This window comes from Micromonospora sp. NPDC047670 (genome assembly GCF_043204915.1).
Lineage (GTDB): Bacteria > Actinomycetota > Actinomycetes > Mycobacteriales > Micromonosporaceae > Micromonospora.
Genome location: NZ_JBIDDA010000003.1, coordinates 277,127 through 295,904, shown reverse-complemented (window position 1 = coordinate 295,904; position 18,778 = coordinate 277,127). Strand labels below are relative to the sequence as shown.

Below are 18,778 nucleotides of genomic sequence, written 5' to 3'. Positions count from 1 at the left end.
CTGCTCCGTCACCACGCGTCGGGACCTGCGGCGCGTTGCCGCCGGAGCCGTACGGCCGACGGCAGGATGGACCCATGACGCTCTCCCTGCCGATCGAACCCGAGGCCAACGACCTGCTCAACCGGGACCCGTTGGCCCTGCTGCTGGGGATGGTGCTCGACCAGCAGGTGCCGATGGAGAAGGCGTTCTCGTCGCCGTACGTGCTGGCGCAGCGGCTCGGGCACGACCTGGACGCCCGGAAACTGGCCGACCACGACCCCGAGGCCCTGGTGGCGCTGTTCGCCCGGCCGCCGGCGCTGCACCGGTTTCCGAAGGCGATGGCGGCCCGGGTGCAGGAGGTGTGCCGGGTCCTGGTGGAGCGCTACGACGGCGACGCGGCCGGGCTCTGGTCCGGCGTCGCCGACGGCCGGGAGTTGCTCCGCCGCGTCGCCGACCTGCCCGGCTTCGGCCGGCAGAAGGCGCAGATCTTCGTCGCCCTGCTCGGCAAGCGGTTCGGGGTCACGCCGGAGGGCTGGCGCGAGGCCGCCGGCGGGTACGGCGACGTGGACGCCCACCGGTCGGTGGCGGACGTCGTCGACGCGGACTCGCTGCGCCGGGTACGCGAGTACAAGCAGCAGATGAAGGCGGCGGCGAAGGCGAAGGCCGGCGGGGGCTGACGCAACCGACCGTGGCGCCGGTCGTTGTAGCCAGATGGCGACTACAGGCAGCCGATGACGGACCAACGCGGCGAGCAGCTGCTGCGTCCGGAGGTCAGCTCGACCCGGGCCACCTTCCTGGAGCTCTTCTTCGACCTGGTCTTCGTCTTCGCGCTGACCCGGGTCTCGCTGCGACTGGTCGACGGCGCGGGGGACTCCGCCGCCGGGCTGGCCGCCGAGATCGTGCGCACCGGCGTGCTCTTCCTCGCCCTCTGGCTGCTCTGGACGATCACCGTCTGGGTCACCAGCCGGTACGAGCCGGAGCGGTCGGTGATCCAGTTCGTCGTGGTGGGGTCGATGTTCGGCGCCATGGTGATGGCGGTGGCGCTGCCCGGGGCGTTCGAGGAGCGGGCCCTGCCGTTCGTGCTCGCGTACCTGGCGGTGATGATCGGCCGGCCCTCGGTCGTCGCCGTGGCGCTGCGTCGTCACCCGCGCCGTACGGTACCGCTGCGGCTCGCCGCCTGGGCGGCCCTGGGCGCCGTGCCCTGGCTGGCCGGGGTGTTCGCGCCGGAGCAGTTGCGCCTGCCGCTGTGGGTGCTCGCGCTGGCCGTCGACGGCACCGGCCTCGTGCTCGGCTGGCCGTTGCCCCGACTGGGGCCGGCTCGCGCGTCCGGCTGGCTGATCGCCGGCGAGCATCTGGCCGACCGCTACCAGCAGATCTTCCTCATCTCGCTGGGGGAGAGCATCCTGGTGATCGGGCTGACGTACAGCGGCATGGCCTTCACCGCCGACCGGGCCGGCGCCTTCACCATCGCGTTCCTCACCACGGCGCTGCTGTGGCGGATCTACTTCCACCGGGCGGGGCACCTGCTCGCCGAGGCGCTGCGGGTGGCCCGGTCGCCAGGGCGGCTCGGCGCCTCCGTCGCCGCCACCCATCTGGTCGTCGTCGTCGGCGTGCTGAGCACCGCCGTCGGCTACGAACTGGTGATCGCGCACCCGTACGGTCGGATCGACCCGACCTGGCTGTTCTTCGTCGTCGGCGGCCCGGCGATCTTCCTGGTCGGCCGGGCGCGCTTCGAGTACGAGATCTTCGGCCGGGTGTCCTGGTCCCGCTCGGGCGGCCTGCTGGCGCTGCTCCTGCTGGCGCCGGCGCTCGTCCTGGGCTCGCCGATGGCGGCGCAGGCGGTGGTCGCCGTGGTGCTGGCCGGGGTCGCGCTCGCCGACGCGTGGCGCAGCCGCGGTCGTGCGCCGGAGATACCCGCCTCGCCGCTCCTGCACGGCGAGGCCGGGGGCGGAGGAGGGGACTTCCACCAGGCCCCCTGAGCGTCGGGGGGCCAGGCGGCGGCCGCGGCGGGGTCCGACGCGGGAAGCCGGCAGGCGGCGCTCGGGTGGGTCTCGACCCGCGGTGCCGTCAGGCGGCGGCCGCGGCGGGCTCCGACCCGCGGTGTCGTCAGGCGGCCGTCGGCCGGGACAGGGCGGCCAGTGCCCGCCGCACGTCGGCGAGGGAGACCGTCGCCGAGTCGTCCAGGTCGGCCAGGCCGGCCTCGATCCACTGCCGCATCAGCGTGGTGACCCCGATGCCGCGCGCGTCGGCGGCCGCGCGGACCCGCTCGTACGTCTCCAGCGGCAGGCGCACCGAGCGGCTGACCATGGGGGTGTCGGTGTCGGGGGTGGGCAGCTCCACCGGCTGACTCTCGTCGATCAGCTCCGCGAGCCGGTCGCCGCCGCTGTGGAACTGCTTGGTCGCGTCGTTACGGTTCATCGTCACCGCCTCCTCATCGGCGAGATCTCCGCACGGCCTCGTCGTAGCGCTTCGCCTCGGCGTCGCTCAGCTCGCGAGCGGAGAGGATGTCCCAGTCGTTGTCGGTGCCGTCGGCCTCGGCGAGCAGCACGGCCAGCCGGCGCCCCCGGCGGGCGGCGGCGTAGACGACCATCACGTCGTCGCCCAGGTGACGGATCACCCGGCGGGTGCTGTGCAGCGCCTCCCAGACTTCCCCGGGCGTGACGTCGTAGACCCTCAGGTTGGCCAACGCCTCGTCGGTGAAGCTGAACCTGCTGCCCACGGCGGGAGCGTACCACGGATGTAACACGCAGCCGGCCGGAGCGATTTTCGCTGATCACGCTCCGGAGGTGACAGGATGGGGGGTAACCCCCTCGAGGAGGTCCGTGGTGAAGCGTCAGGCGTACCAGCCGATCCTGATCACCGACGCCTCGCGCAGCCAGGACGACCAGCTCACCAGCCGTCAGAAGCGCTACGTGCTGATGATGGGCATCCGGGTGGCCTGCGTGATCGTCGGCGCCGTCCTGGTGGGCGTGCAGGCCCCGCTGCTCTGGCTCTGGCTGCCGTTGGTGGCCCTCGGCATGGTGCTCATCCCGTGGCTGGCGGTCTTGCTGGCCAACGACCGGCCGCCGAAGGAGCAGCACCGGCTGGCGAACCGGTTCCAGCCGAGGCACCGGGACGAGACCCCGCCGATGAGCCTGACCGCCGAGGAGCGGCCGTACAAGATCATCGACGCCGAACCCTGACCCACCTCCCGCCCTCACCCCACCCCCGCTCCGCGATCTTGCAGTTTCTGCCCCGGGCAAAAGCCGCTGAGCGGGCAAACGAGGGGCACAAACTGAAAGATCGTGCGGGGCGAGGGGCGAGGGGCGGGTCAGGGGTTGGGGCGGGCGCCTACCTGGGAGACCGCCAGGGCGCCGAGGTCGCCGGCCCGGGCCAGCGCCACCTCCGGGCCCGCGCCGTCGAGCCAGGCGGCCAGCAGCCCGGCCGCGAAGGCGTCCCCGGCCCCGGTGACGTCCACCACCGCCGCCCGGCGGGCCGGCGCCACGGCGACCGTGGCGTCCCGGTCGACCCAGACCGCCCCCGCCGCCCCCTGTTTGACGACGATCCGCCGGGCGGAGGCCGACAGCGCGCGCCCCTGCGCCGCGGGGTCGAGCCCGCCCGCCAGCACCGTCGCCTCGTCGGCGTTGACCAGGAGCAGGTCGACCCCGCGTACCCAGGACAGGAAGGCCGCCGCGCCGACCCGCCGCAGCGGCGCCGCGGAGGCCGCGTCGACGCTGGTGGTGAGCCCGCGCTCGCGGGCGGCGGCCAGCGCGCGCAGCCCGGCCGGGCGGGACTCGGCGTCCAGCAGGGTGTACCCGGACAGGTGCAGGTGCCGTGCGTCCGGCGCGGCGGCCAGCGCCGCGTCGACGTCCGCCGGGGCCAGCCGGAGGTTCGCGCCCCGCTCGGTGATCATCGTCCGTTCCCCGGCCGTGGCCAGCACGATGACCGTGCCGGTGGCGTGCTCCGGGTGCCGCGTCACCGCGCAGTCGACCCCGGCCCGCTCCAGCTCAACGACCCGCTCCCGTCCCTGGCCGTCGTCGCCGACCGCGCCCACCAGCGTCACCGACACGCCCTGGGCGGCCAGCCAGGCGGCGGTGTTGGCGGCCTGCCCGCCGCCGCTGAACCGGATCGCCGCCGGGGCGTCGGAGCCGGTGGCCACCGGCCCGGCCAGCACCGCCACCACGTCGGTGATCAGGTCGCCGACGACGAGGACGCGGCCTGCAGTCATGCGTCGGCGCGGCGGGCGGCCGCGGCGACCGCGATCCGGGCGGCGAGGTCGGCGTTGCGCAGGATGATCCGGACGTTCACCGCCAGGCTCGCCCCCTCGGTGGCCGAGTGGAAGTGGGCCAGCAGGTAGGGCGTGACCGCCTTGCCGGTCACCCCGTCGCGCTCCAGCAGCGTCAGGCCGTCGGCGAGGGTCCGGTCGTGCAGCTGCGGGTCCAGCTGCTCGTCGGTCGGCAGCGGGTTGGCCACGATCAGGCCGCCATGGTGCACGCCGTGCTGCCGCCGGGCGGTGAGCACGTCCGCGACCTGCTCGGCCGAGTCCAGCGACCAGTCCAGGTCGAAGCCGCCGTCGGTGATGAAGAAGCCGGGGAACCGCCGGGTCCGGTAGCCGACCACGCCGACGCCGAGGGTCTCCAGCCGCTCCAGGGTGGCGCCCACGTCGAGGATCGACTTGACGCCGGCGCAGACCACCGCGATCGGCGTCCGGGCCAGGGTGACCAGGTCGGCCGACTCGTCGAAGGTCTGCGCGGCCTCCCGGTGCACCCCGCCGAGGCCGCCGGTGGCGAACACCCCGATCCCCGCGGCGGCGGCCACCGCGCTGGTCGCGGCCACGGTCGTGGCGCCGTCCGCGCCGGTCGCCGCCGCCACGGCGAGATCGCGTACGGAGAGCTTGGCGACCCCGTTGACGCTGGCGAGCCGGGTCAGCTCCGCGTCGTCGAGGCCCACCACGAGCCGGCCGCCGACCATGCCGATGGTCGCCGGGACCGCGCCCGCGTCCCGGACGGCCTGTTCGATCTCCCGGGCCACCCGAAGGTTGTCCGGCCGGGGGAGGCCGTGCGAGACGATGGTGCTCTCCAGGGCGACGACGGGGCGCCCGTCGCGCAGGGCGTCGGCCACCTCGGTGCCGTAGTGGATGTGAAAGTCAGTCACGTCACCACCGTACGGCCCCGCCTGCGCCGGCCTGAAGTGGACCGGGCAGCGGTGACCTGCCAAACTTGACGGTTGGAGGTGCAGAAGTGAGCACACAGGTTCTCGAGCGTCCGGAGCTGAAGGACGCCGACACCGGTCCCGAGATGTTCCACTACGTGCGCAAGGAGAAGATCGCCGAGAGTGCCGTCATGGGCACCTTCGTCGTCGCGCTCTGTGGGGAGACGTTCCCGGTGACCAAGGCCGCCAAGCCCGGCTCGCCGGTCTGCCCGAAGTGCAAGGAGATCTACGACTCGTACGCCGAGTGAACCCGGGCGGCCGTTCCGGCCGCCCACGTAACCTTCGGCGGTGACCACCTCCACCGCCCTGCTCCTCGCCGACCTCACCGGGGTGGCGGTCTTCGCCGCCTCCGGGGCCTCCGCGGCGGTGGCCAAACGGCTCGACCTGTTCGGCGTCGTCTTCGTCGGATTCGTCGCCGCGCTCGGCGGCGGGATCTTCCGGGACCTGGCGATCGACGAGGTGCCACCGCTGGCCTTCGCCGACTGGCGGTACGCCGCCACGGCCGCCGTCACCGCCGCCGCCGTCTTCTGGCTGCACCCCCAGCTCGCCAAGCTGCGCACCACCGTGCTGGTGCTGGACGCGGCCGGGCTGGGGCTGTTCACGGTCACCGGCACGCTCAAGGCCCTCGACGCCCAGGTGCCGGCGGTGGGGGCGTGCGTGATCGGCATGCTCACCGCGATCGGCGGCGGCCTCGGCCGGGACCTGCTCACCGCCGAGATCCCGGTGGTGCTGCGGCGCGAGATCTACGCCGTCGCCGCGCTCGCCGGCTCGATCGCCGTCGCGTTGCTGGACGCGCTCGGGCACGCCAACGCCGCCTGGCTGACCGCGGCGGCGGTGCTCGTCTTCCTGCTCCGCCTCATCGCCCTGCGTCGGCGCTGGTCGGCCCCGGTGGCCACCCTGCGCCCCCCACGCACCCACACCCCCGGCCCCCACCCCTGACCTCCCGCCGCCCCTCCCCGCGCCCCTCCCGCCGCCCCCGGTCGTCGATCTTGCGGTTGCTGCCCGGTCAAAGCGGCATGCCACCCGTAACGGGGGCCGAAAGTGCAAGATCGCGCAAGCGGAGCGGGAGCGGGAGCGGGACTGGGAGCGGGAACGAGGGTGAGCGGGGGCGGGGCGGAGGTAGGGGAGAGGGCGGGTGGGAGGTGGGGCCGGAGTGGGGGCCGGGTCAGGTGGGGATGTGAGGAGCGTTGTGTCGGCTGGGTCGGGCGGGCCGCGCTGGTTATGCTGAGTCGGCCTTCGCGGCACAACGGCGCGGAGGCGTTTTCATGGGCGGCGGTACCCGTGGCCCTCGGCCGGGGTCCGCCCATCAGGCGGTCGGAGAGGAGCTTCGCGTGGCGGCCCGGTTGCCGGCGATCGAGACGTTTCCGGCACTGCGCGCGTGGCAGCGCAAGGCACTGGTGGAGTACCTGCGCCGGCGCGACCCCGACTTCACGGCGGTCGCCACCCCGGGCGCCGGCAAGACCACCTTCGCCCTGCGGATCGCCGCCGAGCTGCTCGCCGACGGCACCGTCGAGGCGGTCACCGTGGTGGCCCCCACCGAGCACCTCAAGACCCAGTGGGCGCAGGCGGCGGCCCGGGTCGGCATCCAGCTCGACGCCGCCTTCCGTAACGCCGACCTGCACTCCTCCGCCGACTTCCACGGCGCCGTCGTGACGTACGCGCAGGTGGGCATGGCACCCCAGGTGCACAAGCGGCGCACCCTGACCCGGCGCACCCTGGTCATCCTCGACGAGATCCACCACGCGGGCGACAGCCGCTCCTGGGGCGACGGGGTGAAGGCCGCCTTCGAGGGCGCCGAGCGCCGGCTGATGCTCACCGGCACCCCGTTCCGCTCCGACGACAACCCGATCCCGTTCGTCACCTACGAGCGGGGCGGCGACGGACTGCTCCGCTCCCGCGCCGACTCGGTCTACGGCTACTCCGACGCGCTGCGCGACGGCGTCGTCCGCCCGGTGCTCTTCCTGGCGTACTCGGGGGAGACCCGGTGGCGCACCAACGCCGGGGAGGAGCTGGCGGCGCGGCTCGGCGAGCCGATGACCCAGGACCTCGTCGCGCAGGCGTGGCGTACCGCCCTGGACCCGGCGGGCGACTGGATGCCGCAGGTGCTGCGGGCCGCCGACGCCCGGCTGACCGTGCTGCGCAACGCGGGGATGCCCGACGCCGGCGGGCTCGTCATCGCCAGCGACCAGCAGGCCGCCCGCTCGTACGCCAGGCTCATCGAGCAGGTGACCGGCGAGCGGGCGGCGGTGGTGCTCTCCGACGACGTGGGCGCCTCGGCGCGGATCGCGACGTTCGCGGCGTCCGAGCAGCGGTGGCTGGTGGCGGTCCGGATGGTGTCCGAGGGCGTCGACATCCCGCGGCTGGCGGTCGGCGTGTACGCGACCAGCGCCAGCACCCCGCTCTACTTCGCGCAGGCGATCGGCCGGTTCGTGCGCGCCCGCCGCCCGGGGGAGACCGCCTCGGTCTTCCTGCCCAGCGTGCCGCACCTGCTCGGGCTGGCCAGCGAGATGGAGGCCGAGCGGGACCACGTGCTCGGCAAGCCGAAGGACCGCGAGGGTTTCGACGACGACCTGCTGGAGCGCGCGCAGCGTGACGACCAGGCGAGCGGTGAGTTGGAGAAGCGGTTCGCCGCGCTCTCGGCGACCGCCGAGCTGGACCAGGTGATCTTCGACGGCGCCTCGTTCGGCACCGCCGCGCAGGCCGGCACGCCCGAGGAGGAGGAGTACCTGGGCCTGCCCGGGCTGCTCACCGCCGACCAGGTCGCCATGCTGCTGACCAAGCGGCAGCAGGAGCAGCTCGCGGCCCAGCGCCGGCGGGCCGCGCGGCCCGCTGAGCCGGCCGCTGAGCCGTCGGCGGCGCCGCCGGCACCGATGAGTGCCGCCCAGCGTCGGGTCGCCCTGCGGCGGCAGCTGAACGCTCTGGTGGCCGCCCGGCACCACCGCACCGGGCAGCCGCACGGCAAGATCCACGCCGAGCTGCGCCGCCTCTGCGGCGGCCCGCCGAGCGCCCAGGCCACCATCGAACAGCTCGAGGAGCGCATCGCCACCGTCCAGACCCTCTGACGGCGGCCGTCCCGCACGTACGCGCGGCGGAGCCCTCCGGAGGTCCGTGCCGCCGTGGGCCGGACGCGCGGTCCGCTCCGCCCGTGCCCGCCGCCCCGTTCGTGGCACGGGTCGCGCGGTCCGCTCCGCCCGTGCCCGCCGCCCCGTTCGTGGCACGGGTCGCGCGGTCCGCTCCGCCCGTGCCCGCCGCCCCGTCGGCCCGTTCGTGGCACGGGTCGCGCGTCCGCTCCGCCCGTGTCGGCTGCGGCTCGCCGGCGGCGCGGCACGGGTCGCGGGATGCACCGTCCGAGCCCGCCACACCCGTCAGGATCGGCCGTGGGCCCGCGGCGGCCGCGACCGGTCGCGGCCGCGGCCCGATCGCCTCCACGGCGGCCATGGCCGGCCGGGGGCCGTGAGGTGCCGGGGGAGGCGGGGGCGTGAGGCGCCGGGGGAGGGTGGGGGCGTGAGGCGCCGCGGGGGCGGGGTGCGCAAAAAGCCGGCCGGAGGCCCCCTTGGGGTGCCTCCGGCCGGCTATGTCGTGGGTTTGCGGATTCAGTTCGCCATCAGATCGGCGCCACGCCAGCTGAACTCCGGGTCCGTCGCGTACCGCACGGTGATCTTCACGAGATCCTCCGCGTACTTGTTCGCGTGGTGCCCACAGAACACCAGCTCGCTCCCACCCGCCAGAGTGATCCGGAGCTTGCCGGCAGCATTGCAGCGGTCGCACCGTTCATCGGCGGCTGGGGGAGCCACCGTCTCGGGCGGCGGCGTGAGGGTCGGGGTCATCGCCTTCCTCCTCTGGTCGTCACCGATGAACAATCTCTTCGGTCGTTGCTCACCTATCGTGCAACACCCTGTCCCGGCGCTGCCTTCCCTGTGTGCCCGCGGGGGACCGAGGTCACACATGGCAGGGACAGTGTGCAGTGCATCAAGGGTGCCACGTCAACGATCACAATCGTGCATCCGAACGATCACCATCCGACGTTGCACGCCAGGTGGTCAAAACGACACGTTCGGTTGACGATCGCGGTCAGTCCAGGTAATCCCGGAGCACCTGCGAACGCGACGGGTGACGCAGCTTGGACATCGTCTTGGACTCGATCTGCCGGATGCGCTCCCGGGTCACCCCGTAGACCTGGCCGATCTCGTCCAGCGTGCGCGGCTGGCCGTCGGTCAGGCCGAAGCGCAGGCGTACCACACCCGCCTCACGCTCGGACAACGTCTGCAGCACCTGCTGGAGCTGGTCCTGCAGCAGCGAGAACGACACCGCGTCGACGGCGACTACGGCTTCCGAGTCCTCGATGAAGTCGCCGAGCTGGCTGTCGCCTTCGTCGCCGATCGTCTGGTCCAGCGAGATGGGCTCCCGGGCGTACTGCTGGATCTCCAGCACCTTCTCCGGTGTGATGTCCATCTCCTTGGCCAGCTCCTCCGGGGTGGGCTCGCGGCCCAGGTCCTGGAGCAGCTCGCGCTGGATCCGGCCGAGCTTGTTGATCACCTCGACCATGTGCACCGGGATGCGGATGGTGCGGGCCTGGTCGGCCATCGCGCGGGTGATCGCCTGCCGGATCCACCAGGTGGCGTAGGTGGAGAACTTGTAGCCCTTGGTGTAGTCGAACTTCTCGACCGCGCGGATCAGGCCGAGGTTGCCCTCCTGGATGAGGTCGAGGAAGGCCATGCCGCGACCGGTGTAGCGCTTGGCCAAGGAGACGACCAGCCGGAGGTTGGCCTCCAGCAGGTGGTTCTTGGCCCGCTCGCCGTCGCGCGAGATCCAGAGCAGGTCCCGCTGCATGTCGCGGGTCAGCTTCTCCTCGCCCTCGTCGGCCGCGCGCAGCCGCTCGGCGGCGTAGAGGCCGGCCTCGATCCGCTTGGCGAGCTCCACCTCCTGCTCGGCGTTGAGCAGCGGGACCTTGCCGATCTGCTTGAGGTATGCCCGGACCGAGTCGGCCGAGGCGGTCAGCTCGGCGTCGCGGCGCGCCTGCTTGAGCGCCTCGGACTCCTCGTCGTCCCACTCGAAGTCGTTGTCGCTGGCCGAGTTGGCGGCGTCGGTCTCGGCGGCCTGGGTCAGCTCCGCCGGCTCCTCGACCACCACGTCCTCGATCTCGGCGGCCAGCTCCTCCGGATCGATGTCGCCCTCGGCGCCCTCGCCCTTGGCCTTGCCGGCGGCCTTGGCCGGCTTGGCGCCGGCGGCCGCGGCGACCGTGGCCTTGGTGGCCCGGGTCGACTTGGTCGCCTTGGCGGGGACCGCGGCCTTGGCGGCCACCTCGACGGTGGTGCCGGCCTTGCGGGCGGCGACCTTGCGCGGGGCGGGCGCGGGGGCCTCGTCGGCGGCGGGCGCCTGCTTCGGGGCGGGCGCGGCGGCCTTCTTGGTCGTCTTGGCGGTGGTGGCCCGGGACGCCGGGGTGGCCGAGCGGGCGGCGGCGACGCGGCGGCGGGTGCTCGCCGAGCCGTCCACCACCACGGTCACTCCCGCCTCGGAGAGCGCCCGCAGGATCTTCTTGGCCTGGGCCGGAGTCACCTCGGCGGACTCGACGGTGCGCGCGAGCTGGGCCGACGTGAGCTGGCCGCCGGCGCTCTGCGCGTGGGCGATCAGGGTGTCGGTGAGCGAGCGAACGTCGGCGCCGGTCTGGCGGGGTTCTGTCACGAATGACCTTCCGGAGGCGAAGAGCGAGCACGGCCGGGTCGTCCGGCGCAGAGCGGGGCACCGTGCCGGGCGATGTGGTTGAGGGACCCCCGTGTCCCGGGCCGGCCGGTCGTTGGCGGTCCGTCGCAGCGTGGGCAGGGGTGAATTGTAACGCCGTCTGCGGCGATCATCCGTCGCCGCACGGCCGACCGGCGGCGGGGACCGCCGATTCGACGTAGATGTGGACTTTGTAAGGATGGTACCCGCGCGTGACCCGGAACACCCCGGCCGTGCGGGAAGGGGACGAACGATGGACCGCTCGGCGCCTGCGGAGCTGCTGGAGATCGCGATCGAGGTGGCCCGGGACGCGGCGGCGACCGCGTACCGGATGCGGGTCGAGGGCGTGTCGGTGGCCGCGACCAAGAGCACCGTCACCGACGTGGTGACCGCCGCGGACCGGGCGGTCGAGCGGCAGGTGGTCGACGCGCTGCGCCGACTGCGCCCGGGCGACGCCGTGCTCGGCGAGGAGTACGGCGTGGGGGAGGCCGGCCCGGTCGGCCCCGGCGGGGTGCGCTGGATCGTCGACCCGATCGACGGCACCGTCAACTATCTGTACGGGATCCCGCACTGCGCGGTCTCGCTCGCCGCCGAGGTCGACGGCGAGGTGGTGGCCGGGGTGGTGCGCAACATCAACACCGGCGAGGAGTGGACCGCCACCCTCGGCGGGGGCGCCTGGCGCGCCGGCGAGCGGCTGCGCTGCTCCACCGAGACCGACCTCGGCCAGGCGCTGGTCGCCACGGGGTTCGGCTACGACCCGGCCCGCCGGGCGCACCAGGCCCGGGTGGTCGCCGAGCTGATCCCGCACGTCCGTGACATCCGCCGGCTGGGCGCCGCCGCGCTGGACCTCTGCCTGGCGGCGGAGGGGCGGGTGGACGCCTACTACGAGAAGGGGTTGGCCGCCTGGGACCAGGCCGCCGGGGCCCTGGTGGCCACCGAGGCCGGGCTGCTGGTGGCCGGGCTGGGCGGGTTGCCGGCCGGCCCGGACCTGGTGATCGCCGCCCCGTCGGCGCTGTTCAAGCCCCTGCACGACCGGCTCGCCGACCTGGACGCCGCCGGCGGCCCGTGACGGACGGGTCCGCGCCCGCGCCGGCCACCGGCCGGCGCGGGCGCGGCGCCTGGGGTCAGTCGTCCGCGCGCGTCGGGCAGGAACCGGCGGGCGCGACCGGCGCGCCGAGGTCGCCCAGGGACTGGTTGACCTCGGTCGTGGTGGCCAGCTGCTGGAAGCCGCTGCCGAGCACCACGTCGACCACGTCGTCGGTGCGCTTGGCGTCGTACTCGTACTCGGCGTTGTTGAGGAAGTACGCCCGCAGCAGGTGCGCCGAGCCGACGCCCTTCGGGCCGTAGCGCAGCACCGCGATGTCGTCGATCTGCTTCTTCTCGTCGCCGGTCTTCTTCACCTGGAACTTCCGGTTGCGGAAGTCGTCCGCGATGGTCTTGGCCAGGCCGACCTGGTCGGTGCCGTTCAGCACGTTGATCTTGACGTCCTTGGGCTCGCGCAGGGTCACGTCGGCGAGCGGCCAGCCCTCCGGGCAGCCCCCGGCCAGGCCGGCCTCGCCCTGGGAGTCGCGGACCAGGGCGACCACGACGAAGACCAGGGCCAGCACCGCCAGCAGACCGACGACAACGAGTGCTCGCACTCGCGCAAAGCTCATCAGGGCGCTCCCCGGACAATGGTGGGTGGCGGCGGCCGCCGGCGGTCAGGCCGCCCCGCCGGCCGTCGAGTACGCCGCTGAGGTTAACGGTTGTCCGGCCGTCGCGTGGAAACAGTCCGACATGCCGGCGCGCCATCCGGGAACCGGGTACTACTACCCCTATCTTCGTGTCGCCTGAGTCACATTGGGAACAACTTCGCGTGCGGGGGCGTACATCTCAGCCACGAGGGCGGTATACATGCCTCGCCCAAAGGGGGGGTATGGTTCCGCGCTCGCTGGGGGTTCCTCCCGGGGGTCCCCGTCCGTGCTGTCTTCGGGTCGGGTGACCGACACAAGTGGTGGCCGGCCAGCGGAACCGAAACAGCGTCGTCCGGCGTTACAACCGGAAGCGACAACATCGATATGGGAGAGTGAAACCGATGGCCACCGACTACGACGCCCCGCGTCGCGACGAGGTCGACCTCGGCGAGGACAGCCTGGAAGAGCTCAAGGCTCGGCGCGTCGACTCACAGTCCGGCGCCGTGGACGTCGACGAGGCCGAGGTGGCCGAGAGCTTCGAGCTGCCCGGTGCCGATCTGGCCGACGAGGAGCTCACGGTCAAGGTGCTGCCGATGCAGCAGGACGAGTTCCGCTGTGCCCGCTGCTTCCTGGTGCACCACCGCAGCCAGTTGGCGGTCGAGCGCAACGGCGAGCTCATCTGCCGCGAGTGCGTCTGACACCACGCCCTCACCAGCGGCGGCTCCCTCGCGGGGCCGCCGCTGCCCGAGTCGCCGTGCGGTACGGCGGGGGACCTGCTTGACTCGTGACGGGCGGCCGCGGCGTCGGCGTCCGTCCATTCGGGAGGTCGACCCATGAGCGAGTGCAGCGAACCGCGCGGCACGGGCGGCGCGGACGGGACCCGCGCCGAGGGCGCCCGCGACCGTGCCCCGAGCCCGGCCGACGCCGTGCCCGGGCCGGGCGCGGACGACGAGCTGGGCACCACCGTCGCGGCGTTGACGGCCGACGACATCGGCACGCCCCGCCGGCGGCAACTGCTCGGCCGGCTCGTCGGGCAGGCGCGGGCGCGCGGGCTGGGGGACCTGTTCAAGCCGAAGGCCGCCGTCCGCTGGATGGTCGACACGGTCGCCGAGGTCGCCCCGCACGTGCCCGTGCGCGACCTGGCCACCCTGCGCCGCCACTTCGACGGCCTGGACGGTGAGGCGCTGGCCGAGCGGCTGGTGCGCAACGCCGCGCGGACGACGGCGGGCATCGGCGCCGCGGGTGGGGGAGTCGCCGCGGTCGAGTGGGCGGTCACCCCGACCCTGCTCTCCGCGCCGATCCTGCTGGCCGCCGAGACGGTCGCCGTGGTGGCCGTCGAACTCAAGCTGATCGGCGAGCTGCACGAGGTGTACGGGGTTCCGCTGCCGACCGGCGGCACCCAGCGGGCGGTCGCGCTGGTGCAGTCGTGGGCCGGACAGCGCGGGATCAACCCGATGCTGCCCGGCGTCGGGGTGGGCGCCGTGCTGGGCACCGCCGCCCGCAAGGAGCTGCGGGACATGCTGCTCAAGCGCTTCGGTCGCAACCTGACCACGCTCGGCCCCTTCCTCACCGGGGCGGCGGTGGCGAGCTACCTCAACCGCCGGGCCACCCGGGCGATGGCCGACCAGCTCCGCAGCGACCTGCGCCGCAAGGCGCCGGCCCTGCCCGGCGGCACCGGCTGACCCCGCCCGGGGCCGTGCGACAGGTGCGGGTGGCTCAGGAGCGGACGGCGTCGCGGGCGGCCAGGACCGCCTCGGCCAGCTCGACGGGGTGGCGGCTGCTGACCACCCAGAACGGGGTGGGGTCGGCCGGGTCGTCGAGGACCACCTGGACGGCGCCCGGGATCCACGGCCGCTGCACCACGAACGCCAGCGGGTCGGCGCCGACCCCGAGCACCTCACGCCGGCCGGCGGCGTCCAGCGGGACGACGTCGGCGACGAAGCGGACCGGCAGCCGGGCGTCGTCCACCCGCAGCTCGCCGTCGCGTACCGCGATCCGGATCCGGCCCAGCCAGGCCAGGCCGGCGACGGCCGCCGGCAGCAGCACCGCGAACGGCAGCCAGGCCCGCACGCCGGGGGCGCCCATCCACAGCTCCACGGCCAGCAGCGCGGCCGCGGCCAGCCCGCCCAGCCACAGCCACCAGGGCAGGCTGAGCCGCTCGGTGTGCTCCGGGGGCGCCGCGGCGGGCGACGCCGGGGACGGCGAGGATGGCGACAGGCTCACTCCTGCCAGGGTACGGCGCACGGCGGCCGGCGGAACCGGCAGGATGTCAGGGTCACCCCACGAACCGGACGGAAGAGGGGAACCGTGACCGACGTCGTACCCGTGCCCGTACGGCAGCTCGACCCCGAGCTGCCGCTGCCGGCGTACGCCCATCCCGGCGACGCCGGGGCCGACCTGGTGGCGGCCGCGGACGTCGAGCTGCCCCCCGGCGGTCGGGCCCTGGTCCCGACCGGCGTGGCCATCGCGTTGCCCGAGGGGTACGTGGGCCTGGTCCACCCCCGTTCGGGGCTCGCTGCCCGACTCGGCGTGACGGTGCTCAACGCGCCCGGTACGGTCGACGCCGGCTACCGGGGTGAGATCCTGGTCAACCTGATCAACCATGATCGGGAGGTGCCGGCGAAGATCTCCCGTGGCGATCGGATCGCCCAGCTCGTTGTCCAGCGGGTGGCGCGGGCGGATTTCCAGCCGGTGGCCGAGCTGCCCGCGTCCCGGCGCGGCACCGGCGGGCACGGCTCCACCGGCGGACACGCCGGCCTGGTGCCGACCCCGGCGGACCTGCCGGCGCCGGACGGACGGCGGGCGCCCGACGCGTCCGCCGGGCGGCGGGACGAGCGGGACCGGGCAGGCGGACGGACGGAAGAGGTGGCAGGGTGAGTGCGAACAGCGGAGGGTTGGCGCAGTGATCTTCTCCCGTAAGCGGGACGATGCCCGACGGAATGCCCGCGACGAGCGGACGACCGAGGTCCTCGACTCCCCCGAGTCGGCCCCGGCGGCCCCGGCGCGCGGCCCGTACGACGTCTCGGAGGCGCCCGCCGGGGTGCAGCGGCTCGACCTGGGCAGCCTGCAGATCCCCGCGGTGCGCGAGGTCGAGGTGCGGGTGCAGGCCGACCCGGAGGGCGTGATCCAGCAGGTCGTGCTGGTGCACGGCCAGAACGCGCTCCAGCTCGGCGTCTTCGCCGCGCCTCGCTCCGAGGGCATCTGGGACGAGGTGCGCGCGGAGATCCGCCAGTCGCTGTTCAACGACGGCGCGGCGGCCCAGGAGGTCGAGGGCGAGTACGGCACCGAGCTGCACGCCCGGGTGCGTACCCCGGACGGCATCACCGACCTGCGCTTCGTCGGCATCGACGGGCCGCGCTGGATGGTCCGCGGCGTCTACCAGGGCGAGGCGGCCACCAACCCGGCCGCCGCCGGCCCGCTCGCGGAGTGCCTCGACGGCCTGGTGGTCGACCGGGGCCAGGAGGCGAAGCCGGTGCGCGAGCCGCTGCCGCTGCGGCTGCCCCGCGAGGTGGCCGACCAGGCCGCCGGCGAGGCGTCGGCGGCCGGCGGCAACCCCGCTCCCGGGCCCCGCGAGGCCTGACCGGGAGTCACCGATGGAGTCGGGAGCCGTCCCCTCGGCGTACGCTGGCGGGACGGTCCCGGCGTCGCCGGGTGCCGGGCCCGTGCCGGCGCCGCGCCGGCCAGCGTGGAGAGGGTGACGCCGAGGTCATGTCGACCGACGAGGACCGGGGCTCGCTGCGGCGGATGCTGCGCCGGCTCACCGCGAGCGAGGCGGAGATCGAGGCGCAGGAGCTGCGTCGGGAGAGTGCCGAGCACGGCGGTGTGCCGGCCCGGCAGTGTCTGCGGGGTCAGGTGGTCTCGGTCTCCGGGCGGCTCCGCACGGTGGTCTACACCCCGCGCACCAACCTGCCCACGCTGGAGGCGGACCTTTACGACGGCAGCGACGTGGTCACCCTGGTGTGGCTGGGGCGGCGGCACATCGCCGGCATCGAACCCGGCCGGCACCTGACCGCCCGCGGTCGGGTGGCCGTGCGCGACGACCGCAAGGTGATCTACAACCCGTACTACGAGCTGGAACCGCCGAAGTGACCCGGTGGTCGCGGCGGACGGAAGGCGTGCGATGACGACGGGACAGCACCGGGCGGCCCAGCCGGAGAGCGCTCCGGAGGACGAGGAGCGGCTGCCCACCCTCGCCGAGCAGATGGCCGACCAGCTCGGCGGCTGGCGGGGCCTGGTCGAGTCCAGCATCCCGGTGGTCGTCTTCGTGGTGGCCAACATCGTCGGCGAGCTGCGCCCCGCCGTGATCGCCTCGGTGGCGGTGGCGCTGGTGATCGCCGGGCTCCGGCTGGCCCAGCGGCGCCCCGTACGGCACGCGGTCAACGGGCTCTTCGGCATCGCCGTCGGCGCCGCGATCGCCTGGCGCACCGGCGACGAGCGCGACTTCTACCTGCCCGGCATCCTCTACGGCATCGGCTACGGCGTGGCCCTGCTGGTCTCGGCGGCGGTCCGGCAGCCCCTGGTGGGATGGATCTGGTCGGTGCTGGTGGCCAAGGGGCGCGCCGAGTGGCGCGACGACCCGCGCCTGGTGCGCACCTTCACCGGGCTGACCGTGCTCTGGGGCGTGGTCTGGCTGGCCAAGGTGGGCGTCCAGGCGGCGCTCTACCTCGCCCACCAGGACACGGCGCTCGGCGTGGCGAGGCTGGTGCTGGGCTACCCGCCGTACGTGCTGCTGCTGCTGATCACGGTCTGGACGGTCCGGCGGGTCACCCGGGAGGCGCTGCCCGGCGGCGGCTGACCGCCGCCGTCAGCGCTGCTCGCGGGTCCGCTCCACGCTGTCCGGCCCGAGCACCACCGCGCGGACCGCGTCCTCCACCTCAGCGGTGCAGACGAAGATCAGCTCGTCGCCGGCCTCCAGCGGGTCGTCCGGGCTGGGCACCAGCACCCGCTTGCCACGCAGGATCGCCACCAGCGCGGAGTCGCGCGGCAGCGGCACCGCGTGCAGCGGCTGCCCGACGTACGGCGCGGTCGGCGGCAGGGTGATCTCGACGAGGTTCGCCTCGCCCTGCCGGAAGGTCATCAGCCGGACCAGGTCGCCGACGGTGACCGCCTCCTCGACCAGGGCGGCCATCACCCGCGGCTTGCTCACCGCGACGTCGACGCCCCACTGCTCGGTGAAGAGCCACTCGTTCTCCGCCCGGTTGACCCGGGCCACCACCCGGGGCACCGCGAACTCGGTCTTGGCCAGCAGCGAGACCACGAGGTTGACCTTGTCGTCCCCGGTGGCCGCGACCACCACGTCGCAGCCGGCGACGTTGGCCTCCTCCAGGCTGGTCAGCTCGCACGCGTCGGCCAGCACCCACTCCGCGGCGGGCACCCGGTCGGGCCGCAGCATCTTGGGCTGACGCTCGATGAGCATCACCTGGTGGCCGTTGTCGATCAGCTCCTGGGCGATCGAGCGGCCCACGTTGCCGGCGCCGGCGATGGCGATGCGCATGGCTCAGAGCCCTCCTTCCGGCGGCGCCGCCGCCACCGACGTGACCGTCGCCGCGATGTCGTCGGTGACCAGCATGAAGAGCTGGTCGCCCTCCTGCACGACGGTGGACGGGGCCGGCAGCGTGCCGATGCCGAAGCGGATCAGGTATGCCACCCGGGCCCCCGTCGCCCCCTCCAGGGCGTGCACCGACCGGCCGATCCAGTCCTTGTGCACGGGCACCTCGACGATCGACACCGTGCTCGTCGGGTCGCGGAAGATCTCCACGTTCCCCTCCGGCACCAGGTGCCGCAGCATCCGGTCGGCGGTCCACCGGACGGTGGCCACGGTGGGGATGCCGAGCCGCTCGTAGACCTGGGCCCGGCGCTGGTCGTAGATGCGGGCCGCCACGCGCGACACGCCGAACGTCTCGCGGGCCAGCCGGGCCGAGATGATGTTGGAGTTGTCGCCGCTGGAGACCGCCGCGAAGGCGTCCGCCCGCTCGATGCCGGCCTGCCGGAGCACCTCGCCGTCGAAGCCGGCGCCCGTGACGGTGATGCCGGCGAACTCGGGGCCGAGCCGGCGGAAGGCGTCGGAGTCGTGGTCGATGACCGCGACCGAGTGCCCCCGGGACTCCAGGCTGTGGGCGAGGGTCGAACCGACCCGGCCACAACCCATGATCACGACATGCACCGCGTCCCTCCTCAAGGTGCGCGACCGCCCGACCGGTGAGCGTGTCGTCTGCGAG

23 protein-coding genes are annotated in these 18,778 nt (G+C 74.1%); 13 read left to right on the top strand and 10 right to left on the bottom strand.

Annotated features, from left to right (window positions below; genetic code table 11):
* Window positions 1-74 precede the first annotated feature (74 nt).
* Window positions 75-656, top strand: a complete 582-nt coding sequence (locus ACGF7U_RS09365; RefSeq protein ID WP_393104685.1) for an HhH-GPD-type base excision DNA repair protein — start codon at window positions 75-77, stop codon at window positions 654-656.
* A 54-nt stretch (window positions 657-710) separates the two neighbouring features.
* Window positions 711-1,958 (top strand): low temperature requirement protein A, encoded by a 1,248-nt coding sequence (locus tag ACGF7U_RS09360; protein WP_393104683.1) that lies wholly within the window; start codon window positions 711-713, stop codon window positions 1,956-1,958.
* A gap of 127 nt (window positions 1,959-2,085) precedes the next feature.
* On the opposite strand, the gene ACGF7U_RS09355 is transcribed toward ACGF7U_RS09360, so the two are convergent.
* Both ACGF7U_RS09355 and ACGF7U_RS09350 read right to left on the bottom strand, forming a co-directional pair.
* Window positions 2,086-2,397, bottom strand: coding sequence for a hypothetical protein (locus tag ACGF7U_RS09355; protein ID WP_350681320.1), 312 nt, complete (start codon window positions 2,395-2,397; stop codon window positions 2,086-2,088).
* Window positions 2,398-2,410: 13 nt separating this feature from the next.
* The gene (locus ACGF7U_RS09350; protein ID WP_245724613.1) at window positions 2,411-2,698 is read right to left on the bottom strand and encodes a hypothetical protein; all 288 of its coding nucleotides are present in this window, start codon (window positions 2,696-2,698) and stop codon (window positions 2,411-2,413) included.
* 106 nt (window positions 2,699-2,804) lie between these two features.
* On the opposite strand from ACGF7U_RS09350, the gene ACGF7U_RS09345 reads away from it, so the two are divergent.
* Window positions 2,805-3,161 carry a DUF3099 domain-containing protein gene (locus tag ACGF7U_RS09345; RefSeq protein WP_393105288.1) on the top strand — a complete coding sequence of 119 codons (357 nt, stop codon included), beginning with the start codon at window positions 2,805-2,807 and terminating at the stop codon, window positions 3,159-3,161.
* A gap of 128 nt (window positions 3,162-3,289) precedes the next feature.
* On the opposite strand, the gene ACGF7U_RS09340 is transcribed toward ACGF7U_RS09345, so the two are convergent.
* A complete protein-coding gene (locus ACGF7U_RS09340; protein ID WP_393104681.1) occupies window positions 3,290-4,186 on the bottom strand; it encodes a carbohydrate kinase family protein in 897 nt (298 codons plus the stop codon).
* Window positions 4,183-5,112, bottom strand: a complete 930-nt coding sequence (locus ACGF7U_RS09335; protein WP_393104679.1) for a pseudouridine-5'-phosphate glycosidase — start codon at window positions 5,110-5,112, stop codon at window positions 4,183-4,185. Before ACGF7U_RS09335 ends, ACGF7U_RS09340 begins: the two co-directional genes overlap by 4 nt.
* An 86-nt stretch (window positions 5,113-5,198) precedes the next feature.
* Between ACGF7U_RS09335 and ACGF7U_RS09330 the strand changes: the two genes are divergently transcribed.
* From ACGF7U_RS09330 to ACGF7U_RS09320, 3 genes are all read left to right on the top strand, one after another.
* Window positions 5,199-5,417, top strand: coding sequence for a DUF3039 domain-containing protein (locus ACGF7U_RS09330; protein WP_091096469.1), 219 nt, complete (start codon window positions 5,199-5,201; stop codon window positions 5,415-5,417).
* 40 nt (window positions 5,418-5,457) lie between these two features.
* The gene (locus ACGF7U_RS09325) at window positions 5,458-6,108 is read left to right on the top strand and encodes a trimeric intracellular cation channel family protein (RefSeq protein WP_393104677.1); all 651 of its coding nucleotides are present in this window, start codon (window positions 5,458-5,460) and stop codon (window positions 6,106-6,108) included.
* 392 nt (window positions 6,109-6,500) lie between these two features.
* Window positions 6,501-8,231 carry a DEAD/DEAH box helicase gene (locus ACGF7U_RS09320; protein WP_393104676.1) on the top strand — a complete coding sequence of 577 codons (1,731 nt, stop codon included), beginning with the start codon at window positions 6,501-6,503 and terminating at the stop codon, window positions 8,229-8,231.
* A 531-nt stretch (window positions 8,232-8,762) separates the two neighbouring features.
* On the opposite strand, the gene ACGF7U_RS09315 is transcribed toward ACGF7U_RS09320, so the two are convergent.
* On the bottom strand, window positions 8,763-8,996 hold the full coding sequence (locus ACGF7U_RS09315) for a hypothetical protein (protein WP_036374862.1): 234 nt from the start codon (window positions 8,994-8,996) through the stop codon (window positions 8,763-8,765).
* Window positions 8,997-9,240: 244 nt separating this feature from the next.
* Window positions 9,241-10,851, bottom strand: a complete 1,611-nt coding sequence (locus ACGF7U_RS09310; protein WP_393104674.1) for an RNA polymerase sigma factor — start codon at window positions 10,849-10,851, stop codon at window positions 9,241-9,243.
* Between the two features lie 289 nt (window positions 10,852-11,140).
* On the opposite strand from ACGF7U_RS09310, the gene ACGF7U_RS09305 reads away from it, so the two are divergent.
* Window positions 11,141-11,956, top strand: coding sequence for an inositol monophosphatase family protein (locus tag ACGF7U_RS09305; protein WP_393104672.1), 816 nt, complete (start codon window positions 11,141-11,143; stop codon window positions 11,954-11,956).
* Window positions 11,957-12,011: 55 nt separating this feature from the next.
* On the opposite strand, the gene ACGF7U_RS09300 is transcribed toward ACGF7U_RS09305, so the two are convergent.
* Entirely contained in the window at window positions 12,012-12,527 is a 516-nt protein-coding gene (locus ACGF7U_RS09300) for a LytR C-terminal domain-containing protein (RefSeq protein WP_393105286.1), read from the bottom strand.
* A 434-nt stretch (window positions 12,528-12,961) separates the two neighbouring features.
* On the opposite strand from ACGF7U_RS09300, the gene ACGF7U_RS09295 reads away from it, so the two are divergent.
* Both ACGF7U_RS09295 and ACGF7U_RS09290 read left to right on the top strand, forming a co-directional pair.
* Entirely contained in the window at window positions 12,962-13,258 is a 297-nt protein-coding gene (locus tag ACGF7U_RS09295) for a DUF4193 domain-containing protein (protein ID WP_007075406.1), read from the top strand.
* A 135-nt stretch (window positions 13,259-13,393) separates the two neighbouring features.
* Window positions 13,394-14,242: a hypothetical protein gene (locus tag ACGF7U_RS09290; protein ID WP_393104670.1), complete on the top strand. Its 849-nt coding sequence runs from the start codon at window positions 13,394-13,396 to the stop codon at window positions 14,240-14,242.
* Between the two features lie 34 nt (window positions 14,243-14,276).
* On the opposite strand, the gene ACGF7U_RS09285 is transcribed toward ACGF7U_RS09290, so the two are convergent.
* The gene (locus tag ACGF7U_RS09285; RefSeq protein WP_393105284.1) at window positions 14,277-14,777 is read right to left on the bottom strand and encodes a DUF3093 domain-containing protein; all 501 of its coding nucleotides are present in this window, start codon (window positions 14,775-14,777) and stop codon (window positions 14,277-14,279) included.
* A gap of 90 nt (window positions 14,778-14,867) precedes the next feature.
* Here ACGF7U_RS09285 and dut point away from each other — a divergent pair, with 90 nt between their 5' ends.
* The 4 genes from dut (at window position 14,868) to ACGF7U_RS09265 (ending at window position 17,355) form a co-directional block, all read left to right on the top strand.
* Window positions 14,868-15,437, top strand: coding sequence for a dUTP diphosphatase (dut, locus tag ACGF7U_RS09280; RefSeq protein ID WP_393104668.1), 570 nt, complete (start codon window positions 14,868-14,870; stop codon window positions 15,435-15,437).
* 25 nt (window positions 15,438-15,462) lie between these two features.
* Window positions 15,463-16,140: a DUF3710 domain-containing protein gene (locus ACGF7U_RS09275; RefSeq protein ID WP_393104666.1), complete on the top strand. Its 678-nt coding sequence runs from the start codon at window positions 15,463-15,465 to the stop codon at window positions 16,138-16,140.
* 128 nt (window positions 16,141-16,268) lie between these two features.
* Window positions 16,269-16,649, top strand: coding sequence for an OB-fold nucleic acid binding domain-containing protein (locus tag ACGF7U_RS09270; protein WP_393104664.1), 381 nt, complete (start codon window positions 16,269-16,271; stop codon window positions 16,647-16,649).
* Window positions 16,650-16,680: 31 nt separating this feature from the next.
* On the top strand, window positions 16,681-17,355 hold the full coding sequence (locus tag ACGF7U_RS09265; RefSeq protein ID WP_393104662.1) for a DUF3159 domain-containing protein: 675 nt from the start codon (window positions 16,681-16,683) through the stop codon (window positions 17,353-17,355).
* 9 nt (window positions 17,356-17,364) lie between these two features.
* Here the strand turns inward: ACGF7U_RS09265 and ACGF7U_RS09260 are convergent, their stop codons facing one another.
* Window positions 17,365-18,054, bottom strand: a complete 690-nt coding sequence (locus tag ACGF7U_RS09260) for a TrkA family potassium uptake protein (RefSeq protein ID WP_350681297.1) — start codon at window positions 18,052-18,054, stop codon at window positions 17,365-17,367.
* Window positions 18,055-18,057: 3 nt separating this feature from the next.
* Window positions 18,058-18,723 carry a potassium channel family protein gene (locus ACGF7U_RS09255; protein ID WP_393104660.1) on the bottom strand — a complete coding sequence of 222 codons (666 nt, stop codon included), beginning with the start codon at window positions 18,721-18,723 and terminating at the stop codon, window positions 18,058-18,060.
* Between the last annotated feature and the right edge of the window lie 55 nt (window positions 18,724-18,778).

Coding starts and splice junctions, on each gene's coding strand:
- ACGF7U_RS09365 (WP_393104685.1), top strand. CDS start 75: ATGACGCTCTCCCTGCCGATCGAACCCGAGGCCAACGACCTGCTCAAC.
- ACGF7U_RS09360 (WP_393104683.1), top strand. CDS start 711: ATGACGGACCAACGCGGCGAGCAGCTGCTGCGTCCGGAGGTCAGCTCG.
- ACGF7U_RS09355 (WP_350681320.1), bottom strand. CDS start 2,397: ATGAACCGTAACGACGCGACCAAGCAGTTCCACAGCGGCGGCGACCGG.
- ACGF7U_RS09340 (WP_393104681.1), bottom strand. CDS start 4,186: ATGACTGCAGGCCGCGTCCTCGTCGTCGGCGACCTGATCACCGACGTG.
- ACGF7U_RS09315 (WP_036374862.1), bottom strand. CDS start 8,996: ATGACCCCGACCCTCACGCCGCCGCCCGAGACGGTGGCTCCCCCAGCC.
- ACGF7U_RS09305 (WP_393104672.1), top strand. CDS start 11,141: ATGGACCGCTCGGCGCCTGCGGAGCTGCTGGAGATCGCGATCGAGGTG.
- ACGF7U_RS09295 (WP_007075406.1), top strand. CDS start 12,962: ATGGCCACCGACTACGACGCCCCGCGTCGCGACGAGGTCGACCTCGGC.
- ACGF7U_RS09290 (WP_393104670.1), top strand. CDS start 13,394: ATGAGCGAGTGCAGCGAACCGCGCGGCACGGGCGGCGCGGACGGGACC.
- ACGF7U_RS09270 (WP_393104664.1), top strand. CDS start 16,269: ATGTCGACCGACGAGGACCGGGGCTCGCTGCGGCGGATGCTGCGCCGG.
- ACGF7U_RS09265 (WP_393104662.1), top strand. CDS start 16,681: ATGACGACGGGACAGCACCGGGCGGCCCAGCCGGAGAGCGCTCCGGAG.
- ACGF7U_RS09260 (WP_350681297.1), bottom strand. CDS start 18,054: ATGCGCATCGCCATCGCCGGCGCCGGCAACGTGGGCCGCTCGATCGCC.